This window comes from Alteriqipengyuania abyssalis (assembly GCF_019857185.1).
Lineage (GTDB): Bacteria > Pseudomonadota > Alphaproteobacteria > Sphingomonadales > Sphingomonadaceae > Alteriqipengyuania > Alteriqipengyuania abyssalis.
In genome coordinates, this window is sequence record NZ_JAHWXP010000001.1 from 25059 (window position 1) to 49569 (window position 24511).

Here is a 24511-nt window from a genome sequence, read left to right on the forward strand (position 1 = left end):
CAGGCAACAAAAAAGGGACGCCGAAGCGCCCCTTTTCCGTATTCGATCCTGTGCGCCAGGCTCAGGCGCTCAGCGGCGGTTCGTTGATGTCGCGGTCGTCCGAAGTGACGACGGCAACCACGACCAGGCCAACCAGCGCTGCTGCGGCGATACCGGCAATGGCACCGCCACCGGCGAGGCTGTCTTCATTTTCGACCGGCGCGGCATCGCGGGTCTGTGCCTGCACGGCGAGGGGGGTGATGGCGAGCGTGGCACCGGCCAGCGCTGCGGTAAGCTTTCCGTACTTCATAGGTCTTTAAACCCCTTCTATTGAAACTCGATTAGCGAAAGGGCCAGAGACCAAGCGGTCACCAGCCCTTACGTACAGAAGGTGCCATCCTTAAGGAGGTTCCCTTCTTGCGCCTATTTTAGGACGAATTGTGGCAATATCGCGTAGAGCCGATACGAAAAAGGGCGCGAGTTGCCCCGCGCCCCTACCTGAAAAGGCAAATAATGTGTCGGCTTAGTTGCTGACGCTGTCGCTGCCGCCCGAAGCGGCGATACCGATGCCGAGGCCGACGAGGGCGAGGATGATCAGCGGAGTGTAGCCGCCGCCCATTTCGCTTTCGTCCGAAACCGGCGCTGCGGTGCGGACGTCGGCCTGCGCCGCGATCGGCGCGACGGCGAGGGTTGCAGCAGCTGCTACGGCAAAGGTTTTGCCAATCTTCATCAGTAAATCTCCAAGTTCTTCCCTGAACGGACAATTCTATGCGGTTTTTGCACCAGCCGCAACCTTGCGGCGGCACAAGCGGCAATCGCGCCCGACCTGCGGCGAAAAGGGCACAGTGATTGTGACGCGGGCATGACCGCGATGCGCGATCGTGCTTGAAATGATCGCGGCGCTTGGCCATGGCCCGCTGTAATGACCGCCGAGATCGTCCCACTCCGCAAAGCGTCTGGCGCGCCCGAAGCCTCGATCGATGCGATGCTCGGCCTGACCGCTTCCGGCCTCAACGCGGTGAATGCCGTGATCCTCGACCGGATGCAGAGCGAAATTCCCCTGATCCCGAGCCTTGCCGGGCACCTGATCTCGGGCGGGGGCAAGCGCCTGCGCCCGATGCTGACGCTCGCCGGAGCGGAGCTGGTCGGCTACCAGGGCACGCGCCATTACAAGCTCGCCGCCGCGGTCGAGTTCATTCACACCGCCACCCTGCTGCACGACGACGTGGTCGACGGCAGCGAGATGCGCCGGGGCAAGGCGGCGGCGAACATCATCTTCGGCAATCCGGCAACCGTGCTGGTGGGCGATTTCCTGTTCAGCCGCGCGTTCGAGCTGATGACCGAGGATGGCAGCCTGAAAGTGCTGAAGATCCTCAGCTCGGCCAGCGCGATCATCGCGGAGGGTGAGGTTGCCCAGCTGACCTCGCAGCGCAAGATCACCACCAGCGAACAGCGCTATCTCGACATTATCGGTTCGAAGACCGCCGCGCTGTTCGCCGCCGCCAGCCGCATTGCGGCGGTGGTCGCCGAATGCAGCGACGCGGAGGAGCAGGCGCTCGACGATTACGGCCGCAACCTCGGCATCGCGTTCCAGCTGGTCGACGACGCGCTCGACTATTCGTCCGACGCCGCCGAGATGGGCAAGGACCGGGGCGACGACTTCCGCGAGGGCAAGATGACCCTGCCGGTCATCCTCGCCTACGCCCGCGGCGATGCGGAGGAGCGCAAGTTCTGGGAAGCCGCCATCCTCGGCCACCGCACCTCCGACGAAGACCTCGCCCACGCGGTATCGCTGGTCGAACGCCACGACTGTGTCACCGCCACCCGCGACCGCGCCCGGCACTTCGCACAGAGGGCAGCGGATGCGCTGTCGATCTTCCCCGACGGCAAGGCGCGCGAAGCGATGGTCGAGGCTGCGCACTTCGCTGTGGCGCGGGGGTTTTAGGGTTTGTTCGGAGGTGCTGGTCGCAATTGAAGCGCGGCATCAACGGGAGGTGCGTTCACGTCAGCGCGAGGTATCCTCCGAAGTGTCGGGGTACCTTTGATTTTCGTCGCAATCGTCCTGAGGCGATGCGTGACGAACTGATAATGGCTTTTCGGCGCTAGGCACGACCATGGCCTCTAACAGTGCGTCAAACCTCTCCTTTTCCTCTTGTGACATTTCTCGTCCACTTTCTTCGAGGTTTTGCGGTAAGTCGCGATAAATTCCCTTAGCAACGCAAGAACTTCGTCCCGTATTGCTTGTCCATCTTCAAGCAGGGCGCGTGCGCTCGCTAGATCTTTTTTAGCCTCGTAGGTCAATTTGTCGGTTTTCCGAACGAGGCGAGCGCCTTTCATCCGTTGAAGGCGATGAAGGGCCATATAGCGGTCCATATTCCAGTACTTTTGGCCGATGTATCTACCAGCGAGAACGGCAAGAACAACAACAAGAAAACTGGCTACGTTGAGAATAATTATATAGCCCGGTTGGTCTAGCCTATCATCGGAAACAAAAAGGGAAAAAACGGGTTCGACTATCCCGGTATAAACCCCTCTCAATGTGACAGATACGACGAATAGGCCAATGCATGCCAGCAGGGCGGCGGTCCAACGTTTGCCGAAGTATTCCTCAAACTTATCGATTAACGCTCCAAAGCCGAAATCCACCATTATCCTCCCCAAGCGGGCTGGCAGCACAAATAAGCGCCCGATCCCAATGGCCCGCCTAGCTGCCCCAGTCACTTCAGAGGACTATCATGAGACACATTCTGAGTCTCATGACACTTACCGCAACGGATAATGTCGAAAATATTCGACATCTCCCTCGCGCTCTCCTATGTAGAAAATATTCTACATAACGGAGGAGATTCGCGATCATGTCGTTCAGGGAAAAATCCGCGTGGGTCATGGGGGCGATCATGCTCGCGACCGGCGTGTTTTACGCGCAGCTGGTCGCGGGGGCGCCGCAGGCTCCGGTGATCGGGCCGCTGATCCCCTATGTGCTCGCGGTGGTCGTGTTCTCGATCGTCGCGCAGGTCGGGCTCGCCATTGCCTCACCCAAGGAAGCCAACGCCCCCGCCGACGAGCGGGAGCGTTCCGCCATCGACCGTGCGGGCAACTGGTCGGGCGTGGTGCTGGGCTTCGGCGTCGTCTCCGCGATCATCATGTATATCGGCGGGTGGACCGCGACGATGCTGGTCCACGCCATCGTCGGCGCGCTGATCGTCTCGACGGTCGCGGAATATGCGCTGCAGATCTACTTCTTCCGCAGGGCCGTGTGATGGGCAAACGCTCGCCGATCACCAACCGCGTGCGCGAGCTGCGCGAGGAGCACGACAGGATGAGCCAGGCCGCACTGGGCGAGGCGGTGGGGGTGACGCGCCACACGATCATCGCGATCGAACAGGGGCGATACTCCCCCAGCCTGGAAACCGCCTTCCGCATCGCGCGCCTGTTCGGCGTGGGGGTGGAGGACGTGTTCGGCTGGGAGGGGGAGTGATCCACGAAGGACGCCTTCGCAGGGGTGGCGGACTGGGTTAGAGGCGGGGGAATGCCCGACGATTCCAGCCTCCCCATCCACGCCGTATTGCCGCAGCTGAAGGCCGCGCTGGCGGGCGGGCCCAACGCGGTGCTGGTCGCGCCGCCGGGGGCGGGCAAGACCACCGCGGTCGCGCCCGCGCTGCTGGACGAGGACTGGTGCACCGGCGAGATCCTGCTGCTCTCGCCCCGCCGCGTTGCCGCGCGCGCCGCTGCCGAGCGGATGGCGGCGATGCTGGGGGAGAAGCCGGGCGAGACCATCGGCTACCTCACCCGGCTCGACTCGAAACGGTCTGCGAAAACGCGCGTAACCGTCTTGACCGAGGCGATTTTTCTCAACCGCATCGTGGCGGATCCCGAACTGCCGGGCGTCTCCGCCGTGCTGTTCGACGAAGCGCATGAGCGGCATCTGGACAGCGACTTCGGCCTCGCTCTGGCGCTGGAGACGCAAGGCGTGCTGCGCGAGGATCTGCGGCTGCTGGTGATGTCCGCCACGCTCGACGGAGAGCGCTTCGCCGGGCTCATGAACGATTGCCCGGTGATCGAGAGCGAGGGGCGCAGCCATCCCTTGCGGATCGAGTGGCTGGGCGTGAGCGGCACGCAGCGGTTCGAGGATGCGATGGCCGATGCCGTCGCGCAGGCGTGGCGGGCGGAGGAGGGCGACATCCTCGCCTTCCTGCCCGGCGTGCGCGAGATCGAGCGGGTGCGTGAGCGGCTGGAGGAGCGCTTGCGCGGTGCGGTGATCCTGCCGCTGCACGGACAGGTCGACCCGGCGGGCCAGCGCACCGCGATCCGCCGCGATGCCGAGGGTCGCCGGCGGATCGTGCTGGCGACCGCGATTGCGGAAACCTCTCTGACATTGGACGGTGTGACCGTGGTGGTCGATGGCGGGCTCTCGCGCCGGGCCGAGTACGATCGCGCGGCGGGCGGCAACCGGCTGGTGACCGTGCAGGCATCGCAGGCTTCGGCCACGCAGCGGGCAGGGCGCGCGGCGCGGCAGGCGCCGGGTGTGGCCTATCGCCTGTGGGCCGAGGCCGCGCATGCGGGTCGCCCCGCGTTCGAGCCGCCCGAGATCGCCACCAGCGACCTCGCGCCGCTGGTGCTGACGCTGGCCAAGTGGGGCGAGAGCGAGCCCGCCAACCTCCGCTGGCTCGATCCTCCCCCGGAAGCTTCTCTCGCGACCGCGCGCGAGGAGTTGCGGGCGCTCGGCGCGCTCGACGGGGAGGGGCGGATCACGCCGCTGGGTGAGGCGCTGGCGCAACTGCCGCTCGACCCGGCAGGCGCGGCGATGGTGCTGTTCGGCGCGCGACATGGCTGTGCCGAGCGCGCGGCGCGGCTCGTGCTGCTGTTGCAGGAGCGCGGACTGGGCGGTCGCGGCGAGGATCTGGAGGCGCGCCTCTCGCGCTGGAATGGCGAGCGGGGCGGGCGTGCAGACGCGAGCCGCAAGCTGGCTGGGCGATGGGCGGCGGCTGCTGAAAACCTAACCTCCGTTCGCCCTGAGCCTGTCGAAGGGCGTGGGCGCGAACGTGCTTCGACAAGCTCAGCACGAACGGTTCTTGGGGTTCCACTCGCCATCATCCTCGCCGCCGGTCGCCCGGGTTTCATCGCAAAGCGCCGCGATGCTTCGGGCGAGGACTGGCTGGCGGCGAATGGGCGTGGATACCGGCTCGATCCGACCTCTTCGGTGGCGCGCGCCGAGTATTGCGTGATCGGCGATGCGCAGGGATCGGCCCAGGGCGCACGGATCACCGCCGCCGCTGCGCTCGAAGAGGCGGACCTGCGCCAGTGGTTGGGCGAGCGGATTGCGCTCCATCGGACGCTGCGCTGGACCGGTGAACGGGTCGAGGCGCGGCGCGAGGAGCGGCTGGGGGCACTGGTGCTGTCGAAGGGGCAGGACCCGGAGCCGGACATGGATGCGGTACAGGCGCTGCTTGTGGACAAGGCTCTGGACAAGCTGGGGGAACTGCTCCCCGCTGCGCTGCTTGCCCGCGCGCGTTTTGCGGGGATCGAGGGGCTTTCGTCCGAAGCGCTGCGGGAAACTGCGGAGCTATGGCTCGCGCCGCTGCTGGCCGGTCGTCGCGATCTCGCGGTGAGCAATGGCAGGCTGGTCGATGCTGTCCTGGCTCAACTCGACTGGAGCGAGCGCCAGCGGCTGGATGAGGCCGCCCCGCGCGAATTTACCTCGCCCGCAGGCACGCACCACGCGATCGATTACGACGGACAGGATGCGCCCTCGGTCGAGGTGCGGGTGCAGGCGCTTTACGGGCTTGATCGCCATCCGATGATCGGTCGCACGCCGCTGCTGCTCAAGCTCACCAGCCCCGCAGGACGCCCGGTGCAGGCGACCCGCGATCTGCCCGCGTTCTGGCGCGGCAGCTGGGCCGATGTGCGCAAGGACATGAAGGGCCGCTATCCCAAACACCGCTGGCCGGACGAGCCGTGGACCGAGGTCGCCAGCCTCAAGACGAAGAATGCCTTTCAACGGTCGCGATGATTGACTACCGAGCCGTAGGCGAGGCAAGGGCGACTGCCCGCCCGAGCTCATGCGAGGAAGCCAAGGCGGACGGATGTCCGCCGCCCGGCGTCTGAGGGACCAAACAAGAAATGCCAGCACGTATTTACCAGCGACCCAAGAACGCGATGCAGAGCGGCAAGGCGCGTATCGACGAATGGGTGCTCGAGTTCGAGCAATCCGAAGCGCGGCGGCCCGATCCGCTGATGGGCTGGACCGGAAGCGGCGACACGCAGGCGCAGGTCATCCTGACCTTCCCGAGCAAGGACGAGGCGAAGGCCTATGCCGAGAAATACGGCATTGCCGCGCGCGTCCATGCGACCCCGCCCAAGACGCTCAAGCTGCAGTCCTACGCCGACAATTTCCGCTGAGCGGATGATGAAAGTCTTCCTCGGGGCGATTGCGCTGGCGACGGCCGGCTGCGCTGCGCATTCGACGCCGTCACAGCCGACCGAGGTTTCGACCGAACAACTCGCTGCGCAGATCGAACGTCTGGAGGCGGCTTCCGGCGGCCGGCTGGGTCTGGCCCTGTTCTCGCAGGACGAAGGCCTCGTTTTCGCGCATCGCGGGGCCGAGCGCTTTGCCATGTGCTCCACATTCAAGCTCGCGCTTGCGGCGATGGTGCTGGAGACTCCGGGTGTGCGTGAGGAAGGGCTGGATTTCGGGCCGGACGAGATCCTCTCCTACGCGCCCTATGCGAAAGAACGCGCGCAGATCGGCTGGATGTCCGGTTTGGAAGCGGCGAACCACGCGGTGACGCTGAGCGACAATACTGCGGCCAATCTACTGCTCGCCCGACTCGGTGGGCCGGAGGCGTTCACTGCATGGCTGCGCGATGCTGGCGATCGGGTGACGCGGCTCGATCGCAACGAGCCCACCTTGAACGAGAATGCGCCGGGCGATCCGCGCGATACGACCACACCGGAGGCGAAGGCGGAACTTGTCGGCAATCTGCTGTGGGGCGACCGGCTCTCCGCAACCGACCGCGACATGCTGCACGGCTGGCTGGTCGAGACATCTACGGGCATGGCGCGTCTGCGCGGCGGATTGCCGGAGGGTTGGAATGCGGGCGACAAGACCGGAACCTGCGGCGGGGAAGGGCAGCCCGAGTTCAACGACATCGCGGTGTTCGAAACGCCGACCGGCTCACGGTACGTGTTGGCGGCATTTCTCGACCGTCCGACAGGCACCAGCGCCGAGGCGGATGCCGTGCTTGCCGATGCCGCACGCGCGGTAGCCGAGTGGATTCGCAAAAGCGGCGCTTGAAATCCTGAGCCGAGTTCGCCATGTGGCGAGCGGGAGTCGGGTGGACGTTTGCGTTCGCTCACCGGGTCAGGTCCGGAAGGAAGCAGCCCAGGTGAATTGCGGCGGGTCGCTCGGCTCCTTTTCCTATTCTGCCGATGTCTTCATTCGAGAGCGCGCCTCGTTGCGCGATCCGGTTGCGTCGGTGATCCCTGACACCTTGCCGAGGCCCCAGGCGGGCATGTTGGCGTAGATCGTTTCGTGACGACCGGCGTCGACCGCATAGGTCTCGTGGAAAATACCCACTGTCCCGTCGCCGCCCACCGCCTTGTTGAACGCGACCCAGGCCGGCCAGTGCTGCCTGTCGCGCGAACGCGCATAGGCTTCGAGACTGTCGAAATCGCGCCAATATTGCAGGAGGCAGACCTGTCGCGGCCCGGCAAGCATGTTCTGGGAGCCGAGAAATCCACTGTCCGGGTCCTTCGCCAGTTCTTCCAGCATCGGCGGCATCGCCCTGAGCACAGGCAGCCACTTGCCGACCTTGTGGAAGTGGTTGATGCGCATGCCGATGACGAAAACCACCAGCGGACCACTGAATTGGGCAGTCTTGCGCCCTGCGATGATGCTCATGTGCCGTTCTCCCCGATGCGTACTAAGTTGCGTTTTAAAACTTAAAAGTCAAGCTTCGACAAAGCCGCTCGGCGTGCCTAGATTGGGCCCTCATGCCTGATACCGATCTGCCCGATAGCGAAACCGAAGCACCGACCGCCGCCGAACTGGAGGCTGCGGGGCAAAGTGCGATGTTCGGAGGCGAGCCAGCCAAGCCCGAATCCGGCGCGTCGGAGGCCGCTGAAGCTGCGCCTGCGCCCGCATCGCCTGCCGTCGCCGACCCGGCGCAGCCTTATCGCGTACTGGCGCGCAAATATCGTCCGCAGACCTTCAGCCAGCTGATCGGGCAGGAGCCGATGGTTCAGACGCTGGCCAACGCCATTCGGCGCGACCGTCTGGCGCATGCCTTCCTGATGACCGGCGTGCGCGGGGTGGGGAAGACATCGACCGCGCGCCTGATCGCCAAGGCATTGAACTGCATCGGCCCGGACGGGCAGGGCGGGCCGACCATCGATCCCTGCGGCGTGTGCGAACCCTGCCAGGCGATCGCGGAAGGTCGTCATATCGACGTGATCGAGATGGACGCCGCCAGCCATACCGGTGTCGACGACGTGCGCGAAATTATCGAGGCGGTCCGTTATGCGGCCGTCAGCGCGCGCTATAAGATATACATCATCGACGAAGTCCACATGCTGTCTCGCAATGCTTTCAATGCCTTGCTCAAGACACTTGAGGAACCGCCCGCCCACGTGAAGTTCCTCTTCGCGACAACCGAGGTCGACAAGCTGCCGGTCACCGTGCTCAGCCGAACACAGCGCTTCGACCTGCGGCGCATCCCGACCGACAGGCTGGGCGAGCATTTCGCGTGGGTTTGCACCGAAGAAGGCGTCGAGGCCGAACCGGAAGCGCTGCATCTGGTTGCCGCAGCGGCGGAAGGGTCGGTCCGCGATGGTCTCTCGATCCTCGACCAGGCGATCGCCCACGCCGATCTGGACAGTGACGCGAAGGTCACCGCAGCGCGCGTGCGCGATATGCTCGGCCTTGCCGATGCCGGCGCGCAGCGTCGGCTGCTCGGCGCGATCCTCGAGGGCGAACCCAGGACCATGCTGGACGCGGTGGCAGACCAGTACGCGCTCGGCGTGGAGCCGCTCGCGCTGATGCGATCGCTGATGGAGATCGTCCACCGGATCACCGTGATGCAGATCGGTGGCGCGATGCCCGATCTGGCGGGCGAGGAAGAGCGCGAGCAATTGTCGCAATGGGCCGCGCGGCTCACCCCCGGCCAGCTTCATCGCCTGTGGCAGATGCTGCTGAAGGGGTACGACGAGGTAAAGACCGCGCCCGACCCGCTGGTTTCGGCGCAGATGGCGCTGTTGCGGCTGATCCACGCTGCCAACGCGCCCGACCCGGGCTCGCTGGTCAAGCGGATGGAGGAGCTTGCCAAGGGCATTCCCGCAGCATCCGCCGATTCGGCTCCGTCCGCCTCCGGCTCCGGCGACAGCCCCGAAGCCCGCACCCGGCCAGCCTCGCTCGCACGCCCCGATTTTGCCAGCCTGGTGGCGAAGGTGGAAGATGCGGGCGAATATATCGCGGCGAGCATCATGCGGCTTCAGCTGCGGGTCGTCTCGCTGGAAGACGGCGCGCTGACTTTCGCGCGCGCGCCGGAGTTCAGGGACAAGATCGAAACCGAACTGCGCGGCGCTCTCGCCAAGGCAACGGGGCGTTCGTGGGTGCTGACCGAGGTCGAGGACCCTGCTGCCCCGCCGAGCATGGCCGAAGCCGCGCAGGCAGAGGCCGCCGCGCTGCGCGACGCAATGGAAGCCCACCCCCTTATGCAGGCGGCGCGCGCCGCCTTCCCCCAGGCGGAACTGCTCGACGAGAAAGAGCAGGCCGCCGCCAACAACGCCCGCCAATGGAGTAAGCAAGCATGAAGTCGATGGAAGAAATGATGGCCGCCGCGCAGAAGGCTGCCGAGACGATCCAGAGCCAGATGGGCGATGCGCAGGCCAAGCTCGATTCGATCGAGGTCGAAGGCACCGCCGGGGGCGGGCTGGTGACTGTGAAGTGCACCGCGCGCGGGCGGATCCTGGGTGTGTCGATCGACGAAAGCCTGATGAAGCCGGAAGAAAAGCAGATGGTCGAGGATCTGGTCGCCGCCGCGTTCAACGATGCGCGCGGCAAGGCCGACCGCGTTTCCTCCGAGGAAATGCAGCGTATCCAGTCGGGCATGGGCCTGCCGCCGGGCTTCAATCTGCCCGGCATGGGATAGGGCTTTTCCGGCGGCCGTAGGGAGCGCAGCCGCCGATTGCGTCGTATCCATACAGCTCTGACCAGCGGCATTGCAGCCCTGCAGGGTCCGACCCATATTGACTGACAAGGACGGGTGCGCGCCCAATCCGCGCGCCAAAGAACATCTATGACTCAGCGCTTTCCCCTGCTTCCCCTTCGCGACATCGTCGTCTTCCCCGGCATGGTTGTGCCGATCTTCGTGGGCCGCGACCGCTCGGTCGCCGCGCTCGAAGCCGCGATGGAGGGCGACAAGGACATCTTCCTGCTCGCCCAGATCGACCCCTCTTGCGAGGACCCCGACGGGTCCGACCTGTACGACATCGGCGTGGTCGCGCAGGTGCTGCAGATGCTCAAGATGCCCGACGGCACGGTCCGCGTGTTGGTCGAAGGGCGCGAGCGTGCGCATCTGAGCGAGCTGCACGATCAGGGCGAACTGACCGTCGCCGAAGTTCGCCCGATCCAGCCGACGACTGTGTCTGGCAGCGAAGTGACGGCGCTGATGCGTTCGGTGGTCGAGCAGTTTGCCGAGTACACCAAGCTGTCCAAGAAGAACGAAGGCGCGGCGGACGAGCTGGGCGATGTCGACGATGCCGGCGCGCTGGCCGATGCGGTCGCGGCGGCGCTGTCGATCAAGGTGGCCGACAAGCAGGCGCTGCTGACCGAGCCCGATCCTCGCAAACGGCTGGAAATGCTGCTCTCCTTCATGGAAGGCGAACTGTCCGTGCTGCAGGTCGAACGGCGCATCCGGGGCCGCGTGAAGCGGCAGATGGAGAAGACCCAGCGCGAATATTACCTCAACGAACAGTTGAAGGCGATCCAGAACGAGCTGGGCGGTTCGGGCGAGGGTGGTGAAGGCGACGAGATCGCCGAACTGCAGGAAAAGATCGAAAAGCTCGACATGTCGGACGAGGCGCGCGCCAAGGCCGAGAGCGAGCTGAAAAAGCTCAAGGCGATGCAGCCAATGAGCGCCGAAGCCACTGTTATCCGCAATTATCTCGATGTGCTGCTCGACCTGCCGTGGGGCGAGAAGAGCGAGCTCAACCGCGACATCGAGGATGCGGAGAAGGTTCTCGACGATGACCACTACGCGCTTGAGAAGGTCAAGGAGCGGATCATCGAATATCTCGCCGTTCAGGCGCGGACCAACAAGCTGAAAGGCCCGATCCTGTGCCTCGTCGGCCCTCCCGGCGTCGGCAAGACGAGTCTCGGCAAATCGATTGCGCGCGCCACGGGCCGCGAGTTCGTCCGCCAGTCGCTGGGCGGGGTGCGTGACGAATCGGAGATTCGCGGCCACCGGCGGACCTATATCGGCTCGATGCCGGGCAAGATCGTCAAGAACCTGACCAAGGCGGGCAGCAGCAATCCGCTGTTCCTGCTCGACGAGATCGACAAGCTGGGCCAGGATTTTCGCGGCGATCCGGCCTCGGCGCTGCTCGAAGTGCTCGACCCGGAGCAGAACGCGCGCTTCCAGGATCACTACCTGGAGGTCGACTACGACCTGTCCGACGTGATGTTCGTGTGCACGGCCAACACGCTCGACCTGCCGCAGCCGCTGCTCGACCGGATGGAGATCATCCGGCTGGAGGGCTACACCGAGGACGAGAAGGTCGAGATCGCGCAGCGCCATCTGCTACCCAAGCAGATCGCCGACCACGGGCTGGAGGAGGGCGAATTCTCGCTCACCGAAGACGCCCTGCGCGACCTGATCCGCTATTACACCCGCGAAGCTGGCGTGCGGACGCTGGAGCGCGAGATTGCGCGGCTGGCGCGCAAGTCCTTGCGCAAGATCCTCGAAAAGAAGGCCGAGACGGTCGCGATCACGCCTGATAACCTCGGCGAGTTCGCGGGCGTGCGCAAATACAAGCACGGCCTTGGCGAGGAAGAGGCGCAGATCGGCGCGGTCACCGGCCTCGCATGGACCGAGGTGGGCGGCGAACTGCTGACCATCGAAAGCGTGACTACGCCGGGCAAGGGCGAGATCAAGACGACCGGCAAGCTGGGCGAGGTGATGAATGAAAGCGTCGCCGCAGCATTCAGCTTCGTGAAGGCGCGCTCGCCCGCCTATGGCATCAAGCCGTCGATCTTCCGCCGCAAGAACATCCACATCCACCTGCCCGAAGGCGCGGTGCCCAAGGACGGGCCGAGCGCGGGCGTGGGCATGGTCACCTCGATCGTTTCGACGCTTGCCGGGATTCCGGTGCGCCCGGATATCGCGATGACCGGCGAGGTCACTTTGCGCGGGCGCGTGCTGGCGATCGGTGGGCTGAAGGAAAAGCTGCTCGCCGCAAGGCGTGGCGGTATTCCCAAGGTGCTCATCCCCCAGGAGAACGTGAAGGACCTTGCGGAAATTCCCGACCGCATCACCGACGGCGTCGAGATCATCCCGGTGGCCCATGTCGATGAGGTTCTGGCCCATGCGCTGGTGCGCAAGCCGGAACCGATCGAGTGGACCGAGGCCGACGACCTTGCGAGCCAGCCGGTCAGCGAGCCGCCGTTCGCGGAAAGCGGGCAGACTACGCACTAATCCGAGGGGGAGAACGCCGTCTGTGCCTCGCCGGGACGGAGTTTTTCCCCAAGGTTAACGTATGTGAACCAAGAAATCGCACGAAACGGCGCTTTTTGGGCAATTTGCCTTTGACAGACTCGTGACGAAGGTATCAGGTGGGCGCATTCGCACTATCGCGGATCACCACTTTGAATGTCTGGGACTGAGGGGTTTTTCCGAATGAACAAGAATGAACTGATCGGCACCGTTGCCGAATCCTGCGGCCTTTCCAAGAGCGATGCCTCGAACGCTGTCGAAGGCGTTTTCGACGCAATCCAGAAGGCCCTCGCCAATGGCGATGAGGTTCGGCTTGTTGGGTTTGGCACGTTTTCGGTCGCCAAGCGGAAGGCCTCGACCGGCCGCAACCCGCGCACCGGCGAACCGATGGAAATCAAGGCGTCCAACCAGCCGAAGTTCAAGGCCGGCAAGGGCCTCAAGGACGCGGTGAACTAAGCCTCTTACGGCTTGGCGTGCCGACCGATCGGCACACGACATAAGAAAAACCCCGCCGGGTGGTGGACCGGCGGGGTTTTTTGTTATCTTTTTTCGGGAGAAGTCAGTCGCCGCTCGTGGCCAGCGCGTAGAGCGCGATCGCCGCTGCGTTCGACACGTTCAGGCTCTCGATCGCGTCCGAGATGGGCAGCTTTGCCAATGCATCGCAGTGGCCCGCGATATTGTGGCGCAGCCCTGCGCCTTCGGCACCCAGCACCAATGCAACCGGCCCGGTCGGAATCGCCTCTGCCAGCGTCATCTCCGCCTCGCCCGCCAGGCCGATGCGCCAGAAGCCGCGTTCGGCCAGATCGTCGAGCGCGCGCGCCAGATTGACCACACGCACCCACGGCACGGTTTCCAGCGCGCCTGATGCAGACTTGGCGACCACGCCGCTTTCCGGCGGAGCGTGCCGGTCCTGCGTCACGATCGCCGCGGCATTGAAAGCAGCGGCAGAGCGCAGGATTGCGCCGACATTATGTGGATCGGTGACCTGGTCCAGCAGCACGATTGGGCGGCCCGGCTCGCCGCTCTGAATGACTTCGGCCAGATCGCGCTCTTCCAGCGGTGCGCATTCGAGCACCAGCCCCTGGTGCGGCGCATCGCGCGCAACCAGCCGGTCGAGATCGGGAGTATCGGCATACTCGACCGGGAAATCGGGGGGCAACTCGCCGTCGAGCGATTCGATTCCCTCGCGGGTCGCCCACAGCTTGCGGTGTTTGCGTTCGGGGTTGAGCAGCGCCGCCTCGACCGCATGGCGGCCCCACAGGCGTACCTGCCCCGTGCTCGCGCGCCCGCTTCCGCGGCCACCCTTCATTCGTCCTGCGCGTCCGCGCAGCGCTCTTTTGCGTTCCGGTTTTGCCATTGCCGCACGCCCTGCCACCGCGACCATTGACAGGCAAGCGCGGCTTCTCCAAAGGGGCGCTCCTCGGCAGACGATGGCCGCTTCCGGTACATCGTTTCTTGCATTGCCTCACGCATACCAGCCCTGTGGACAGGTGGCCGAGTGGTTAAAGGCAGCAGACTGTAAATCTGCCCGCGCAAGCGTACGCTGGTTCGAATCCAGCCCTGTCCACCATTTCCTCCCAACTTTCCGGGGCGAGCGTCGAAACGGCTCGCCCGGGCGGTCAGCCCGCTCCGGACGCGCCCCACCGTGTGAGCGCGTCGTGCAGGCTTTCCTGCCCGACCCTGTCGGCAGGCTGGCGCGTGTGCGACCGGCCGAATCGCGGGGCGGGGAGGGGCTGGAAGGATGTTTCGGTCGAATGGAAAGAGGTGCGGCCACCCGTGGCCTTCGCCGCGGCGGCCTCTTCGAGCGAGAGGACCGGCGTCACGCAGGCATCCCTTTGCGAGAACTCGGCATCCCATTCCTGCAGGCTGCGCGTCGCCACGATGGGCGCGATCGCCTCTGCGCGGGCGTCCCAGTGGCGCGGATTGAGGTGATCGGCGTAATCCTGCGGCTCAAGGCCCAGGCCGGCGATAAAGGCATCGTGAAACGGCTTTTCCAGCGCGCCGACCGCGATATGGCGGCGGTCTGCGGTTTCGTAGCAGCGGTAGAAATAGGCACTCCCGTCGAGCAGGTTGCCACCGCGGCCCCGGTTCCAGCGATCCATCTGCATCCAGCCCGCCAGCTGCGTCATCAGCACGCTGATCCCGTCGACCATCGCGACATCGATCACCTGGCCCTTGCCCGATCGATTGCGCTCCTGCAGCGCGGCGAGCACGCCCATCGCCAGGAACGTGCCGCCCCCGCCGAAATTGCCGACGAAGTTCAGCGGCGGCACAGGCGGCCCGTCGAAGGGCCCGATCGGGTAGAGCCCGCCGCTCATCGCGAGATAGTTGATGTCGTGTCCGGCCCGGTTGGCGAGGGGGCCTTCCTGGCCCCAGCCGCTCATCCGGGCGTAGATCAGCCGCTCGTTGTGGGGGCAGACATCATCAGGGCCAATGCCCAGCCGTTCCATCGTTCCGGGGCGAAAGCCCTCGATCAGCACGTCGGCCTTGTCCGCCAGTTCGATGATGCGCCGCTTCCCGTCGGGCGATTTCAGATCGATCGGAAGGACAGGACGCCCGCGATAGATGAAGTCGAACTCCGGCGATCCGCCCAGCGGGCTGGCTGCATCCTTCCGATCGATCCGAATCAGGTCCGCGCCCAGGTCGGCGAGCAGCATCGCACCGAACGGGGTCGGGCCCAGGCCGGAGATTTCGAGTATCCTGATTCCGGCCAGCGGCATGTCCCGCGCCTGCCCGGTCGCCTCGGTATTCCCCTGATCGTCTCCCATGGCGCCTCTCCTTGATATTCCCGTGAGTTGAAAAATCTACTAGCCAGTAAGGCGATTGCCTGTCACTATCCAACAGCACGATCCGCAAGAAATGCGGACGCCATGGGAAAGAGGAACTGAGATGGCACACGTAACCCCGAGCGAGCTGCGCTTTACCCGGACCGAAAGGGTCACGATGGGCATGCCAGCGGCCGATGCGCTGGTCGATCAGGCGCAGGCGATGGACTGCAAGAAGGTCTTCCTCATCGCGTCGACCACCTTGCGCGAGGATACGGACGAGATTGCGAAGATCGAGCGGGCGCTGGGTTCGCGCCACGGCGGTACTTTCAGCGGCATCGCGCCTCACGCGCCCCGCGCCGACGTGCTTGCGGCGACCAATGCGGCGCGCGATGCTGGTGCCGATCTGATCGTCTCGATCGGCGGCGGCTCTGCGACCGATGCCGCGAAGATCGTCAGCCTGATGATCAAGCACGACGTGCGGACCGTCGAGGATTTCGAGCCGCTGCGCACCTATGTCACCGATGACGGGCAGGTCATCAATCCGATCACAGCCGGACCCGACATTCCGGTCATCTGCGTGCCGACCACGCTTTCAGGTGGCGAGTTCAACGCGCTGTCCGGATCGACCGACGAGGTGACCCAGCACAAGCAGGGTTACGAGCATCGCAACATGGCGCCCGTGATGGTCGTGCTCGATCCCGCGATCACCGTCCACACGCCCGAATGGCTGTGGCTGTCCACTGGCGTGCGCTCGGTCGATCATGCGATCGAGACGCTCTCTTCCGACAAGTCGAACGATTTTGCAGACGGGCTTGCCGAAAGCGCGCTCAAGCTGCTGGTCGAGGGGCTGCCGCGCGTGAAGGCGGACCCGACCGATCTCGAAGGTCGGCTCAAGTGCCAGATCGGCGCTTGGCAATCGATGATCAGCATCATCGGCGGCGTGCCGATGGGGGCGAGCCATGCGATCGGCCATATCCTGGGCGGCACCTGCGACGTACCCCATGGGCACTGTTCGTGCGTCATGGCGCCCTACGTGCTCCAGTGGAACGCCGAGTACGACGACAGCCGGCAGCAGCGCACCCTCGCGGTGCTCGGCAACACGCACCCTACTGCGGCGGAGGCGCTCGACGCGTTCATCCGCAACCTCGGCATGCCGCGCACGCTGAGCGAGGTCGGCGTGGACGAATCGCGTTTCCAGCAGGTCGCCGAATACACGCTGCTCGATATCTGGGGGCGGACCAACCCGCGTCCGGTGAAGAGCGCCGACGACATCATGCAGATTCTCCGTCTGGCAGCCTGAGGGGCGAGCAATGACACGAGAACGCGATTTCGCGGACCCGCGCATTCCCAATCGTGACGAGTGCGTCCTTCGCTACCTGCTCGATCGATGGGCGGTCGAGCGGACCGACAAGGCGCACATCGTCTTCGCCGATGGTGAGGAATGGACCTTCGGAGAGCTTCAGAAGAAGGTTCGCGCCAAGGCCGCAGGCTTTCGCGAACTGGGCGTGCAGCAGGGCGAGCATGTCGCCGTGTGGCTCCCCAACGGGCGCGATGCGATCATCACCTTCTATGCTCTGAACTACCTCGGCGCGGTGTTCGTGCCCTTCAACACGGCCTATCGCGGGCAGTTGCTGGAGCATGTCGTCGCCAATTCCGGCGCGCGCTTCATGGTGGTGCATCCCGATTTGGTCCCGCGCCTGGCGGGCGTGGGTCTGGCGCGGCTGGAACGGCTGGTGGTGACGACCGATCGCAGCGTTGACGGTGCGCCGCTACCGGTCACGGCGTATGACGACCTGCTCGGCGATCCGGCGGACGAGCTTCCGCTCGAACGACCGATCCAGCCGTGGGACATCCAGTCGATCATCTACACCTCGGGCACCACGGGCCCCTCCAAGGGTGTGCTCTCGTCCTACCTGCACATGTTTTCCAACGCGGGGCCCGAATCCTGGCCCATGGTGGGCGAAGACGATCGCTACCTGTGTGTCGCGCCGATCTTCCACATCGGCGGCATGGGCCCGCCCTTCGTGATGCTGGCGCGCGGTGCGTCGGTCGCCATGATCGACAATTTCTCGACCGACGAGTTCTGGTCGATCGCGAAGGCGACCAAGTCGACCATGGTCTTCCTGCTCGGCGTGATGGCGACCTTCCTGCTCAAGGCCGAACCCCGGCCGAGCGACAAAGACCACACGGTGAAGAAGGCGTTCATGGTCCCGCTGACCGGCGACGCCGCCGCCTTTACCGAGCGGTTCGGCGTGGACATCTACACGATCTTCAACATGACCGAGGTGTCCTCGCCGATCGTGTCCGAGGCCAACCCCGACAAGATCGGGACCTGCGGCAAGGTCCGCGAAGGGGTCGAGGTCCGGCTGGTCGATGCCAATGACTGCGAGGTCGCGGTGGGCGAGATCGGCGAAATGCTGGTCCGCACCGATCGCCCCTGGGCGATGAACAGCGGCTATAACGCCAATCCCGAAGCGACTGCGGAGGCCTGGCGCAACGGCTGGTTCCACACCGGCGACGCGTTCCGCCAAGACGAGGATGGCTATTTCTACTTCGTCGATCGGGTGAAGGACGCGATCCGGCGGCGGGGCGAGAATATCTCGTCCTTCGAGGTCGAGGCCGACGTCTGTCGCCACCCCTGCGTGCGCGAGGCCGCCGCCATCGCCGTGCCGAGCGAATATTCCGAAGACGAGGTCATGGTCATCGTCGCGCCGGTTCCCGGTCGCGAGATCGACCCGCGCGAGCTGGCCGAGTTCCTGATCGACGCGATGCCCTACTTCATGGTGCCGCGATATATCCGCCTGCTCGACGAACTGCCCAAGACCCCCTCTGCCAAGGTGATGAAGGCCGAACTGAGGGCCGAAGGCGTCACCCATGACACCTGGGACCGCGAAGCGGCGGGCATGCGGGTTCGGCGCGAGAGCTTCAGCGCGTGACCTTTTCCGACCTTTTCCTTGCGGCAGGCCCGGCCTGCCCGAACGCTGCAGGACAATGCATTCGATGAGCAATCCCTTCGCAACCCCTCCGATCCCTGCCGACGAGGTCGATCGCGATCTGCTGGATGATGGCATCGCGCGGGGCAATATTCCGGCCCTGCTGATGGTGCTGTACCAGATGACCGGCGATGATCGCTGGCTGGCAGACCCTTACGCGCCGGGGCGGTCGCCCGGGCTCGACGATAATGACAGCGGGCAGTTGCCCGTCCCCCGCCAGCACGAGATTCGCGAGGCGGCTCGCGATGCGATCACCGCGTGGCTCGACGGTCAGCCACTCGCGGTTCCCCGGCCCAGCAACGCGCGACTTGCCGAAATGCTGACGGTCGCGATGACTGAACATGTGCCGCAGGAATATGGCGATATCATCGCATCGGGCATGGATTACGGGGCCGAGGAACCTGCCCAAGCTATCGTACCCGAGGGCAAGACCGCGATCGTGATCGGCGGCGGCGTCTCGGGGATCTGCGCCGGGATCGAACTCGGCAGGCTTGGCATCCCCTACACCCTGTTCGAAAAGAACGAGGATTTCGGCGGCACCTGGTTCGAGAACCGCTATCCCGGCTGCGGCGTCGACACGCCCTCGCTCACCTACACCTTCTCGTGCCGGCCCAACGACTGGTCGATGTACTTCCCCCTGCGCGACGAGATCGAGGGGTATCTGCTCGATACGGCCAAGCACTTCGAGCTCTACAAGAACGCGCGGTTCAACACCTATGTCGAGGAAGCGCGCTGGAACGAGGGCACCGGCAAGTGGGGCGTCACCGTCACCACCGCCGATGGCAAGCGCGAGACCCACAGCGCGGATTATCTGTTCAGCGCGGTGGGGATTCTCAACATCCCCAAATATCCGAACATTCCCGGGCTCGAAGAGTTCGCGGGCGATGTCTACCACACCAGCCGCTGGCCCGATGATGCACAGGTCGCGGGCAAGCGGGTCGCGGTGGTCGGCAATGGTGCGTCGGGCATGCAGGTCGCCCCGGCAATCGCGGACGAGGTGCAAAGCCTGACGATCTTCGCCCGGTCCAAGCAGTGGGCCGCGCCGTTCCCGCAGTTCCGCAAGACCATCCCGGCAGGCGTGCGCTATCTGATGCAGGTCGTGCCGCTCTATCGCGCATGGCTGGAACAGCGCCTGTCCTGGACCTTCAACGATCGGGTTCACGGCACGCTGTTCCGCGATCCGGAGTTCGAGCACCCGGAACGCGCGGTCAACGAGATCAACGATGGCCACCGCCGTGCCTTCACCCGCTATGTGAAGGAACAGTTGGAGGACCGGCCCGAACTGATCGAGCACGTCCTGCCCGATTATCCGCCTTTTGCGAAGCGCATGCTGCTGGACAATGGCTGGTATCGCACGATCAAGCGCGACAATGTGACCCTGATCCCCGAACATCTCGCGAAGGTGGAAGGGCACACGCTGCACTCCTCGTCCGGCAAGACGGTAGAGGCGGATGTCATCATCCTTGCGACCGGTTTCCAGACGACCAACGTGCTCGGCTCCTATGGCATCTATGGCAGGGACGGGGAAAACCTGCACGACAAGTGGGGCGAGGACGATGCGGCCGCCTATCTCGGCACGCTGGTGCCGGGGTTCCCCAATTTCTTCATCCTGCTGGGCCCCAATGTCGGCTCGGGCCATGGCGGCAGCATGATCCGCAATATCGAGAACCAGATGCACTTCGCAGGCGAGGTCGTCCTCTCGGCGAACAAGCATGGTGCGCGCACGGTCGAGGTGCGCGACAAGGTCTACGAAGACTACCTGCGCCGGATCGATGAAGCGCATGAAAAGCTGGTCTGGACCCATCCGGGAACGGAGAACTGGTATCGCAATTCCAAGGGCCGGGTTATCGCCATCACTCCATGGCGCAACGACGCCTTCTGGCGGATGACCCGCTCACCGGACGAAAGCGACCTCGCCTTCGACGGCGAAGCGCAGACGTCGCAACGCTCCGCCACCGGCTGAAAAGCGGTGGCGGTCTAGCAGGGGAGGGCGGTCGGCGAATCTGCGCCCGCTGCCTCAGGCAGTCGCGCGTGGCGGGCTGCCGCCCCGGCAGTCCGCATGGAAAAGATCAAGCAGGCCGTTTTCGCGTCTTGCGGCAAAGACGCCCGGGGGGGGTATCAGCGGTAGATGGGCCTGAACCCGTCGCCATCGCGTTCCACGAATACCGAGTGAGGCGCGCCGAAATGCGCGGGCACGATGCGGGCATGCTGATCTGCCGCCTGCTCCAGCACCTTGCGTCTGGTGGCGGCCGCCGTGGCGCGGTCTTCGCAATAGACGCTGTTCCAGTCGGGCCGGAGGACCTGCATCGGGTGGTGGAGAATATCTCCGGTGAACAGTGCGACATCCCCGTCCGCTTCTACCTGCAGGACCATGTGGCCCGGTGTATGGCCGGGTGAAGCGAACGCGGTCATCCCGTCCGCAATCGAGTGGCCGCTCTCGATGAGCCGGGCCTGTCCGCTTGCGATGACGGGTGCCACGCTGTCTTCGAAGACGTTGGCGTTGACCGCCGCTCCGCCGAGCGACGGGTAGATTTCCTTGTCCGGATTCCACGCCTGCTCGTCGAGGTCCGGGAAGAAATAGAGCGCGTTGGGGAAGGTCGGCTTCCATTCGCCGTCGACCAGCTGCGTGTTCCAGCCCACGTGATCGATATGGAGATGCGTGCAGAAGACCTTGTCGATGTCTTCCGGTGCAAATCCGGCCTCGCCCAGACGCGTCAGAAAGTCGCTTTCCAGGTCGCCGAAGATGGGAATGCCGGGGCGGGACTTGCCGTTGCCCGCCCCGGTATCGACCAGCACCGTCTCTTCGCCGGTGTCGATCAGCCAGCTCTGGAGATAGCCGTAGATCAGGCCGTCGCGCAGAAAGTCTGGCTCGAATGCGCTCACGTGGCCGCCGAAGGCCGAGGCTTCGTATTCGGCGAAGAGGGCTTCGGGAGGGGCGAACCCGCCCTGCCATTCCTCGATCCGATGGACCTTGTGCGATCCGATACGAAATTCCCCGGCCATCGCGTGCACCCCCGCTCTAGAAGTCGTAGCCGAGCGTGATCCCGTAGGTCCGCGGAGGACGCAGCGAGCCGACCGACACGTAGCTGTAGAGGGGCGAGGCGATGATGGTGTTGGCCAGCACCTCCTCGTCGAACAGGTTCTTCCCCCAGACCGAGGCGGACCACCGGTTGCCCGGGGCGCGGTAGGTGATGCTGGCATTGGCGATCGCGAAGGCTTCCTGCCGGGCATCCTGGTTGTTGAATTCGGTGAAGAACACTTCGTCCTGGAAGTTCACGTCCGCCGAAAGATCGATCGTTGCGCCATTGCCCAACTCGATCGTGTGGTCGGCAAAGACGGCGACGGAAACCTCCGGCGCATTGGCGAGCTTGTTGCCCGAAAGGTCAGACAGGGCCGGATCGGTCGGGCAGGTGGGGAACTGGCGACGCGCCGGATCGCCCGCTGCGTAATACCCGTTGCAGAAGTCGGTGTACTTCGCATTCAGATAGGTGCCGAAGATACGGAATGTGGTGTTCGGCCCGGGCCGCAGGGTCGTCTCGATCTCGATCCCGTAGTTGCGGGCCGAAGCTGCGTTGATCGTTTCCACGATGCTGTTGGCGTTGACGAAGCCGACCTGCAGGTTGGAATAGTCGTAATAGAAGCCCGCCACGCTGTAGCCGAAGGTGCGATCGATGGTCTCGCCCCGTACCCCGATTTCGTAGCTCCACACATCCTCCGGATCGATCACGGCATTGACCGACCCGATGTTCACCACACCCGATTTGAAGCCCTTGGTGACCTTGCCGTAGAGCAGGGTGCCGCCCAGCGTTTCGTATTCGAGCACGAACTTCGGCGTGATCGCATCCCAGTCGCCGGTTTTGTCCGTCGGGATGTCGATACCCTGCGCATCGAAGGTGAAGCGACCGACGCCCGAACGTTCTTCCCAGTTATAGCGCGCGCCTGCGGTGAAGGTGAGGCTGGGCGTGATCTCCAGCGACCCTTCGAGATAGGCGCCCACTGCGGTGGTATCGACGGTTCCGCGCTGGAGGTAGTTGCCGTTGTCGAAGGCGTCGGCAGGCAGATTGGTGCCCAGCGCAATGTTGAAATACTGCGCGAGGTTGACCGTAGGCACGCGCACTTCGCCGAACAGCGTCTCTTCGAAATACATCGCACCGCCGAGCAGCGAGAGGCGGCCCAGATCTGCAGTGAAGGTCAGCTCCTGACTGAAGGATTCGCTGTCTTCGGTGTAGTTGTTCTGGCCGAACGCGTTCACATCGCTCACGTCGAGATCGTCGCGATTGAAACGCTCGAACTTGCGGTAGGCGGTGGTGGAGGTGAGGGTGAAGTCGCCCTTGTCGAGGGTGACGATGCCCTGCACGCTGGTGCCCTTGCGATCATTGATCGCGTCCTCGTCCGAATAGATGTTGCGGACATCGGTCGGCTCGCCGCGCGCTGCGTAATAGTCGTTGATCGTCTGCCCGCCGAGCAGCGACGAGGCGATCTGGTCTTCCGGCACCACGGTGGGCCCGAAATAGTGGAAGGCGTAGTTGAAGTCGTCTTCCCGGAAATGGTCCGCCACGACGAGCACTTCGAGATCGGGGCTCAGGTTGGCGAGCAGCGATCCGCGGATGGAGTAGGCGTCGCGGTTGTCGACCGGATTGCCGGTGAACAGGTTGGTGCCGTAGCCGTCGCGGTTCTCGTATTTGCCTGCGACCCGGAAGGCGAGCGTATCGCCCGCGATCGGCCCGCCGACCGCGCCTTCCAGAGTGATCGCATCGTAGTTGCCGTAGGTTGCGCGTGCATAGCCTTCGAAGGTGGAGGTCGGCCGGGCGGTGACCAGGTTGATGACCCCGCCGGTCGCGCCGCGACCATAGGTGGTGCCCTGGGGACCGCGCAGGACTTCGATCTGTTCGATGTCGTAAAAGCCGCTCAGCTGTGCGGCGGGGCGGCTGATGATGGCCCCGTTCTGAAGGAAGGCGACCGCGCCATCCGCACCCAGATCGATGCTGGTCAGGCCGATCCCGCGGATGAAGGTGCGGTTGACCCCGAACTGGTCGCCGACCGACAGGTTGGGGACCGCGATCGACAGGTCGCTCGCATTCTCGATGCCGCCCGCGCCGATCTGGTCGGCGCTCACGACGGAGATGGCGGCCGCCGTGTCTTCAAGCGACTGGCCCGACTTGGTGGCTGTCACCACGATGGTCGCCGAGTCCTCGACTTCGCGCTTCGTCTCGCTGTCGTCCGGCGCACCGGCGGTCTGCGCCGAGGCCTGGGTGGCACCCGCGATTGCGGCCACCGCGGCAGCCGACATGAGCGCGCATTTGATGCTCTTCTTCATCGCTTTCTCTCCCACTCTACCAGCCCTATAATTTTCTACTGGCCGGTATTTTCAGTTAAAACTCGACGGATGCGTGTCCGCTTTTTCCCCTCATCGGATTACTCGGCGCCCGCCAGCCGCAGGGCCGCCGTCACCAGTTGATCGATTACTTCTCCGGAGGAACGCTGGCCCCCCGGCGAATACCAGGTCGGAATCCAGCTGATCAGACCGCCGATCCAGACCGCGACAAAGGAATCGGTGTCTTCCCGGAATTCGCCCGCTTCCACGCCTTCGCGGATCAGCTCGGCGATCTGGTGGTCGAAAGACGCCCTCATCCGCAGGATACGGTTGTGATCGGTCGCGCTCAGATGCTTCATTTCGCGCTGGTAGACGACGACATATTCCTGCCGTTCGATCACGATTCTGCCGACCTGCCGCACGACTTCGGTCAGCAGGGCGCGATGGGTCTTGTGCTCGTCTGCCAGTGTGGCTTCCAGCACGGCCAGCGACTCGCTGATGCCCACCTCGCAGATCGCGGCGAGGATCGCTTCCTTGTTCTTGAAGTAGGAATACAGGAACGGCTTGGTGACGCCCAGATTGTCCGCAACAAGGTCGAGCGTGCAGCTGCTGTAGCCGCGCTGGTAGAACAGGTTGCTGGCGACTTCGATGATGCGATTGGTCTTGAAGGCGACGAATTCGCTTTTCAGCGAGTCGTTCGCCCCGGCAGACGCTTCGCGAGCGTTCGTGGCTATCGATGACATAGCC

General features: G+C 64.5%; 22 protein-coding genes, 1 tRNA gene and 1 other RNA gene. 15 read left to right on the forward strand and 9 right to left on the reverse strand.

All coding sequences use genetic code 11. The annotated features are described in order from the left end of the window. Positions 1-61 precede the first annotated feature (61 nt). Both KYN89_RS00110 and KYN89_RS00115 read right to left on the reverse strand, forming a co-directional pair. Positions 62-289 (reverse strand): hypothetical protein, encoded by a 228-nt coding sequence (locus KYN89_RS00110; RefSeq protein WP_010239258.1) that lies wholly within the window; start codon positions 287-289, stop codon positions 62-64. A gap of 213 nt (positions 290-502) precedes the next feature. Next, a complete protein-coding gene (locus KYN89_RS00115; RefSeq protein WP_222823273.1) occupies positions 503-709 on the reverse strand; it encodes a hypothetical protein in 207 nt (68 codons plus the stop codon). A 192-nt stretch (positions 710-901) separates the two neighbouring features. Here KYN89_RS00115 and KYN89_RS00120 point away from each other — a divergent pair, with 192 nt between their 5' ends. Then, positions 902-1924, forward strand: coding sequence for a polyprenyl synthetase family protein (locus tag KYN89_RS00120; RefSeq protein ID WP_222823274.1), 1023 nt, complete (start codon positions 902-904; stop codon positions 1922-1924). A gap of 176 nt (positions 1925-2100) precedes the next feature. Here the strand turns inward: KYN89_RS00120 and KYN89_RS00125 are convergent, their stop codons facing one another. Then, positions 2101-2625 carry a hypothetical protein gene (locus tag KYN89_RS00125; protein WP_222823275.1) on the reverse strand — a complete coding sequence of 175 codons (525 nt, stop codon included), beginning with the start codon at positions 2623-2625 and terminating at the stop codon, positions 2101-2103. A 209-nt stretch (positions 2626-2834) separates the two neighbouring features. On the opposite strand from KYN89_RS00125, the gene KYN89_RS00130 reads away from it, so the two are divergent. The 6 genes from KYN89_RS00130 (at position 2835) to ffs (ending at position 7397) form a co-directional block, all read left to right on the forward strand. After that, entirely contained in the window at positions 2835-3239 is a 405-nt protein-coding gene (locus KYN89_RS00130; RefSeq protein ID WP_248284922.1) for a hypothetical protein, read from the forward strand. Then, positions 3239-3457: a helix-turn-helix transcriptional regulator gene (locus KYN89_RS00135; protein WP_222823276.1), complete on the forward strand. Its 219-nt coding sequence runs from the start codon at positions 3239-3241 to the stop codon at positions 3455-3457. Before KYN89_RS00130 ends, KYN89_RS00135 begins: the two co-directional genes overlap by 1 nt. Before the next feature lie 51 nt (positions 3458-3508). Beyond that, the gene (gene hrpB / locus KYN89_RS00140) at positions 3509-5989 is read left to right on the forward strand and encodes an ATP-dependent helicase HrpB (protein ID WP_222823277.1); all 2481 of its coding nucleotides are present in this window, start codon (positions 3509-3511) and stop codon (positions 5987-5989) included. Between the two features lie 110 nt (positions 5990-6099). Further along, complete coding sequence (locus tag KYN89_RS00145; RefSeq protein ID WP_222823278.1) at positions 6100-6378, forward strand: ETC complex I subunit; 279 nt, start codon at positions 6100-6102, stop codon at positions 6376-6378. Positions 6379-6385: 7 nt separating this feature from the next. Further along, positions 6386-7273: a class A beta-lactamase gene (gene bla, locus KYN89_RS00150; protein WP_222824068.1), complete on the forward strand. Its 888-nt coding sequence runs from the start codon at positions 6386-6388 to the stop codon at positions 7271-7273. A 29-nt stretch (positions 7274-7302) separates the two neighbouring features. Further along, positions 7303-7397, forward strand: an RNA gene (ffs, locus tag KYN89_RS00155) — signal recognition particle sRNA small type. Here ffs and KYN89_RS00160 read toward each other — a convergent pair. Then, positions 7397-7879, reverse strand: coding sequence for a DUF4188 domain-containing protein (locus tag KYN89_RS00160; protein ID WP_054523985.1), 483 nt, complete (start codon positions 7877-7879; stop codon positions 7397-7399). The genes ffs and KYN89_RS00160 overlap by 1 nt on opposite strands. Positions 7880-7971: 92 nt before the next feature. On the opposite strand from KYN89_RS00160, the gene KYN89_RS00165 reads away from it, so the two are divergent. The 4 genes from KYN89_RS00165 (at position 7972) to KYN89_RS00180 (ending at position 13145) form a co-directional block, all read left to right on the forward strand. Continuing rightward, positions 7972-9789 (forward strand): DNA polymerase III subunit gamma/tau, encoded by a 1818-nt coding sequence (locus KYN89_RS00165; RefSeq protein ID WP_222823279.1) that lies wholly within the window; start codon positions 7972-7974, stop codon positions 9787-9789. After that, positions 9786-10127, forward strand: coding sequence for a YbaB/EbfC family nucleoid-associated protein (locus KYN89_RS00170; protein WP_010239277.1), 342 nt, complete (start codon positions 9786-9788; stop codon positions 10125-10127). The genes KYN89_RS00165 and KYN89_RS00170 overlap by 4 nt, the downstream gene beginning before the upstream one ends. A gap of 147 nt (positions 10128-10274) precedes the next feature. Beyond that, positions 10275-12671 carry an endopeptidase La gene (lon, locus tag KYN89_RS00175; protein ID WP_222823280.1) on the forward strand — a complete coding sequence of 799 codons (2397 nt, stop codon included), beginning with the start codon at positions 10275-10277 and terminating at the stop codon, positions 12669-12671. A gap of 201 nt (positions 12672-12872) precedes the next feature. Further along, entirely contained in the window at positions 12873-13145 is a 273-nt protein-coding gene (locus tag KYN89_RS00180; RefSeq protein WP_010239281.1) for an HU family DNA-binding protein, read from the forward strand. A gap of 103 nt (positions 13146-13248) precedes the next feature. Here KYN89_RS00180 and rlmB read toward each other — a convergent pair whose 3' ends face one another. Continuing rightward, entirely contained in the window at positions 13249-14046 is a 798-nt protein-coding gene (gene rlmB / locus KYN89_RS00185; RefSeq protein ID WP_222823281.1) for a 23S rRNA (guanosine(2251)-2'-O)-methyltransferase RlmB, read from the reverse strand. Positions 14047-14173: 127 nt separating this feature from the next. Here rlmB and KYN89_RS00190 point away from each other — a divergent pair. Further along, positions 14174-14259 (forward strand) — tRNA-Tyr (locus tag KYN89_RS00190). A gap of 49 nt (positions 14260-14308) precedes the next feature. Here the strand turns inward: KYN89_RS00190 and KYN89_RS00195 are convergent. Then, a complete protein-coding gene (locus KYN89_RS00195; RefSeq protein WP_248284923.1) occupies positions 14309-15457 on the reverse strand; it encodes a CaiB/BaiF CoA transferase family protein in 1149 nt (382 codons plus the stop codon). Between the two features lie 121 nt (positions 15458-15578). On the opposite strand from KYN89_RS00195, the gene KYN89_RS00200 reads away from it, so the two are divergent. The 3 genes from KYN89_RS00200 to KYN89_RS00210 all read left to right on the forward strand — a co-directional run bounded on the left by KYN89_RS00200 (position 15579) and on the right by KYN89_RS00210 (position 20413). Further along, complete coding sequence (locus tag KYN89_RS00200; RefSeq protein ID WP_222823282.1) at positions 15579-16757, forward strand: iron-containing alcohol dehydrogenase; 1179 nt, start codon at positions 15579-15581, stop codon at positions 16755-16757. 10 nt (positions 16758-16767) lie between these two features. Continuing rightward, entirely contained in the window at positions 16768-18393 is a 1626-nt protein-coding gene (locus tag KYN89_RS00205) for an AMP-binding protein (protein ID WP_222823283.1), read from the forward strand. A gap of 64 nt (positions 18394-18457) precedes the next feature. After that, complete coding sequence (locus KYN89_RS00210) at positions 18458-20413, forward strand: flavin-containing monooxygenase (protein WP_222823284.1); 1956 nt, start codon at positions 18458-18460, stop codon at positions 20411-20413. Between the two features lie 155 nt (positions 20414-20568). Here KYN89_RS00210 and KYN89_RS00215 read toward each other — a convergent pair whose 3' ends face one another. From KYN89_RS00215 to KYN89_RS00225, 3 genes are all read right to left on the reverse strand, one after another. Continuing rightward, entirely contained in the window at positions 20569-21453 is an 885-nt protein-coding gene (locus KYN89_RS00215; protein ID WP_222823285.1) for an MBL fold metallo-hydrolase, read from the reverse strand. Between the two features lie 16 nt (positions 21454-21469). Beyond that, positions 21470-23767, reverse strand: a complete 2298-nt coding sequence (locus tag KYN89_RS00220; protein ID WP_222823286.1) for a TonB-dependent receptor — start codon at positions 23765-23767, stop codon at positions 21470-21472. A 98-nt stretch (positions 23768-23865) separates the two neighbouring features. After that, positions 23866-24507, reverse strand: coding sequence for a TetR/AcrR family transcriptional regulator (locus KYN89_RS00225; RefSeq protein ID WP_222823287.1), 642 nt, complete (start codon positions 24505-24507; stop codon positions 23866-23868). Positions 24508-24511: the final 4 nt, after the last annotated feature.

Coding starts and splice junctions, on each gene's coding strand:
- KYN89_RS00110 (WP_010239258.1), bottom strand. CDS start 289: ATGAAGTACGGAAAGCTTACCGCAGCGCTGGCCGGTGCCACGCTCGCC.
- KYN89_RS00115 (WP_222823273.1), bottom strand. CDS start 709: ATGAAGATTGGCAAAACCTTTGCCGTAGCAGCTGCTGCAACCCTCGCC.
- KYN89_RS00120 (WP_222823274.1), top strand. CDS start 902: ATGACCGCCGAGATCGTCCCACTCCGCAAAGCGTCTGGCGCGCCCGAA.
- KYN89_RS00130 (WP_248284922.1), top strand. CDS start 2,835: ATGTCGTTCAGGGAAAAATCCGCGTGGGTCATGGGGGCGATCATGCTC.
- KYN89_RS00135 (WP_222823276.1), top strand. CDS start 3,239: ATGGGCAAACGCTCGCCGATCACCAACCGCGTGCGCGAGCTGCGCGAG.
- hrpB (WP_222823277.1), top strand. CDS start 3,509: ATGCCCGACGATTCCAGCCTCCCCATCCACGCCGTATTGCCGCAGCTG.
- KYN89_RS00145 (WP_222823278.1), top strand. CDS start 6,100: ATGCCAGCACGTATTTACCAGCGACCCAAGAACGCGATGCAGAGCGGC.
- bla (WP_222824068.1), top strand. CDS start 6,386: ATGAAAGTCTTCCTCGGGGCGATTGCGCTGGCGACGGCCGGCTGCGCT.
- KYN89_RS00160 (WP_054523985.1), bottom strand. CDS start 7,879: ATGAGCATCATCGCAGGGCGCAAGACTGCCCAATTCAGTGGTCCGCTG.
- KYN89_RS00165 (WP_222823279.1), top strand. CDS start 7,972: ATGCCTGATACCGATCTGCCCGATAGCGAAACCGAAGCACCGACCGCC.
- KYN89_RS00170 (WP_010239277.1), top strand. CDS start 9,786: ATGAAGTCGATGGAAGAAATGATGGCCGCCGCGCAGAAGGCTGCCGAG.
- lon (WP_222823280.1), top strand. CDS start 10,275: ATGACTCAGCGCTTTCCCCTGCTTCCCCTTCGCGACATCGTCGTCTTC.
- KYN89_RS00180 (WP_010239281.1), top strand. CDS start 12,873: ATGAACAAGAATGAACTGATCGGCACCGTTGCCGAATCCTGCGGCCTT.
- rlmB (WP_222823281.1), bottom strand. CDS start 14,046: ATGGCAAAACCGGAACGCAAAAGAGCGCTGCGCGGACGCGCAGGACGA.
- KYN89_RS00195 (WP_248284923.1), bottom strand. CDS start 15,457: ATGGGAGACGATCAGGGGAATACCGAGGCGACCGGGCAGGCGCGGGAC.
- KYN89_RS00200 (WP_222823282.1), top strand. CDS start 15,579: ATGGCACACGTAACCCCGAGCGAGCTGCGCTTTACCCGGACCGAAAGG.
- KYN89_RS00205 (WP_222823283.1), top strand. CDS start 16,768: ATGACACGAGAACGCGATTTCGCGGACCCGCGCATTCCCAATCGTGAC.
- KYN89_RS00210 (WP_222823284.1), top strand. CDS start 18,458: ATGAGCAATCCCTTCGCAACCCCTCCGATCCCTGCCGACGAGGTCGAT.
- KYN89_RS00215 (WP_222823285.1), bottom strand. CDS start 21,453: ATGGCCGGGGAATTTCGTATCGGATCGCACAAGGTCCATCGGATCGAG.
- KYN89_RS00220 (WP_222823286.1), bottom strand. CDS start 23,767: ATGAAGAAGAGCATCAAATGCGCGCTCATGTCGGCTGCCGCGGTGGCC.
- KYN89_RS00225 (WP_222823287.1), bottom strand. CDS start 24,507: ATGTCATCGATAGCCACGAACGCTCGCGAAGCGTCTGCCGGGGCGAAC.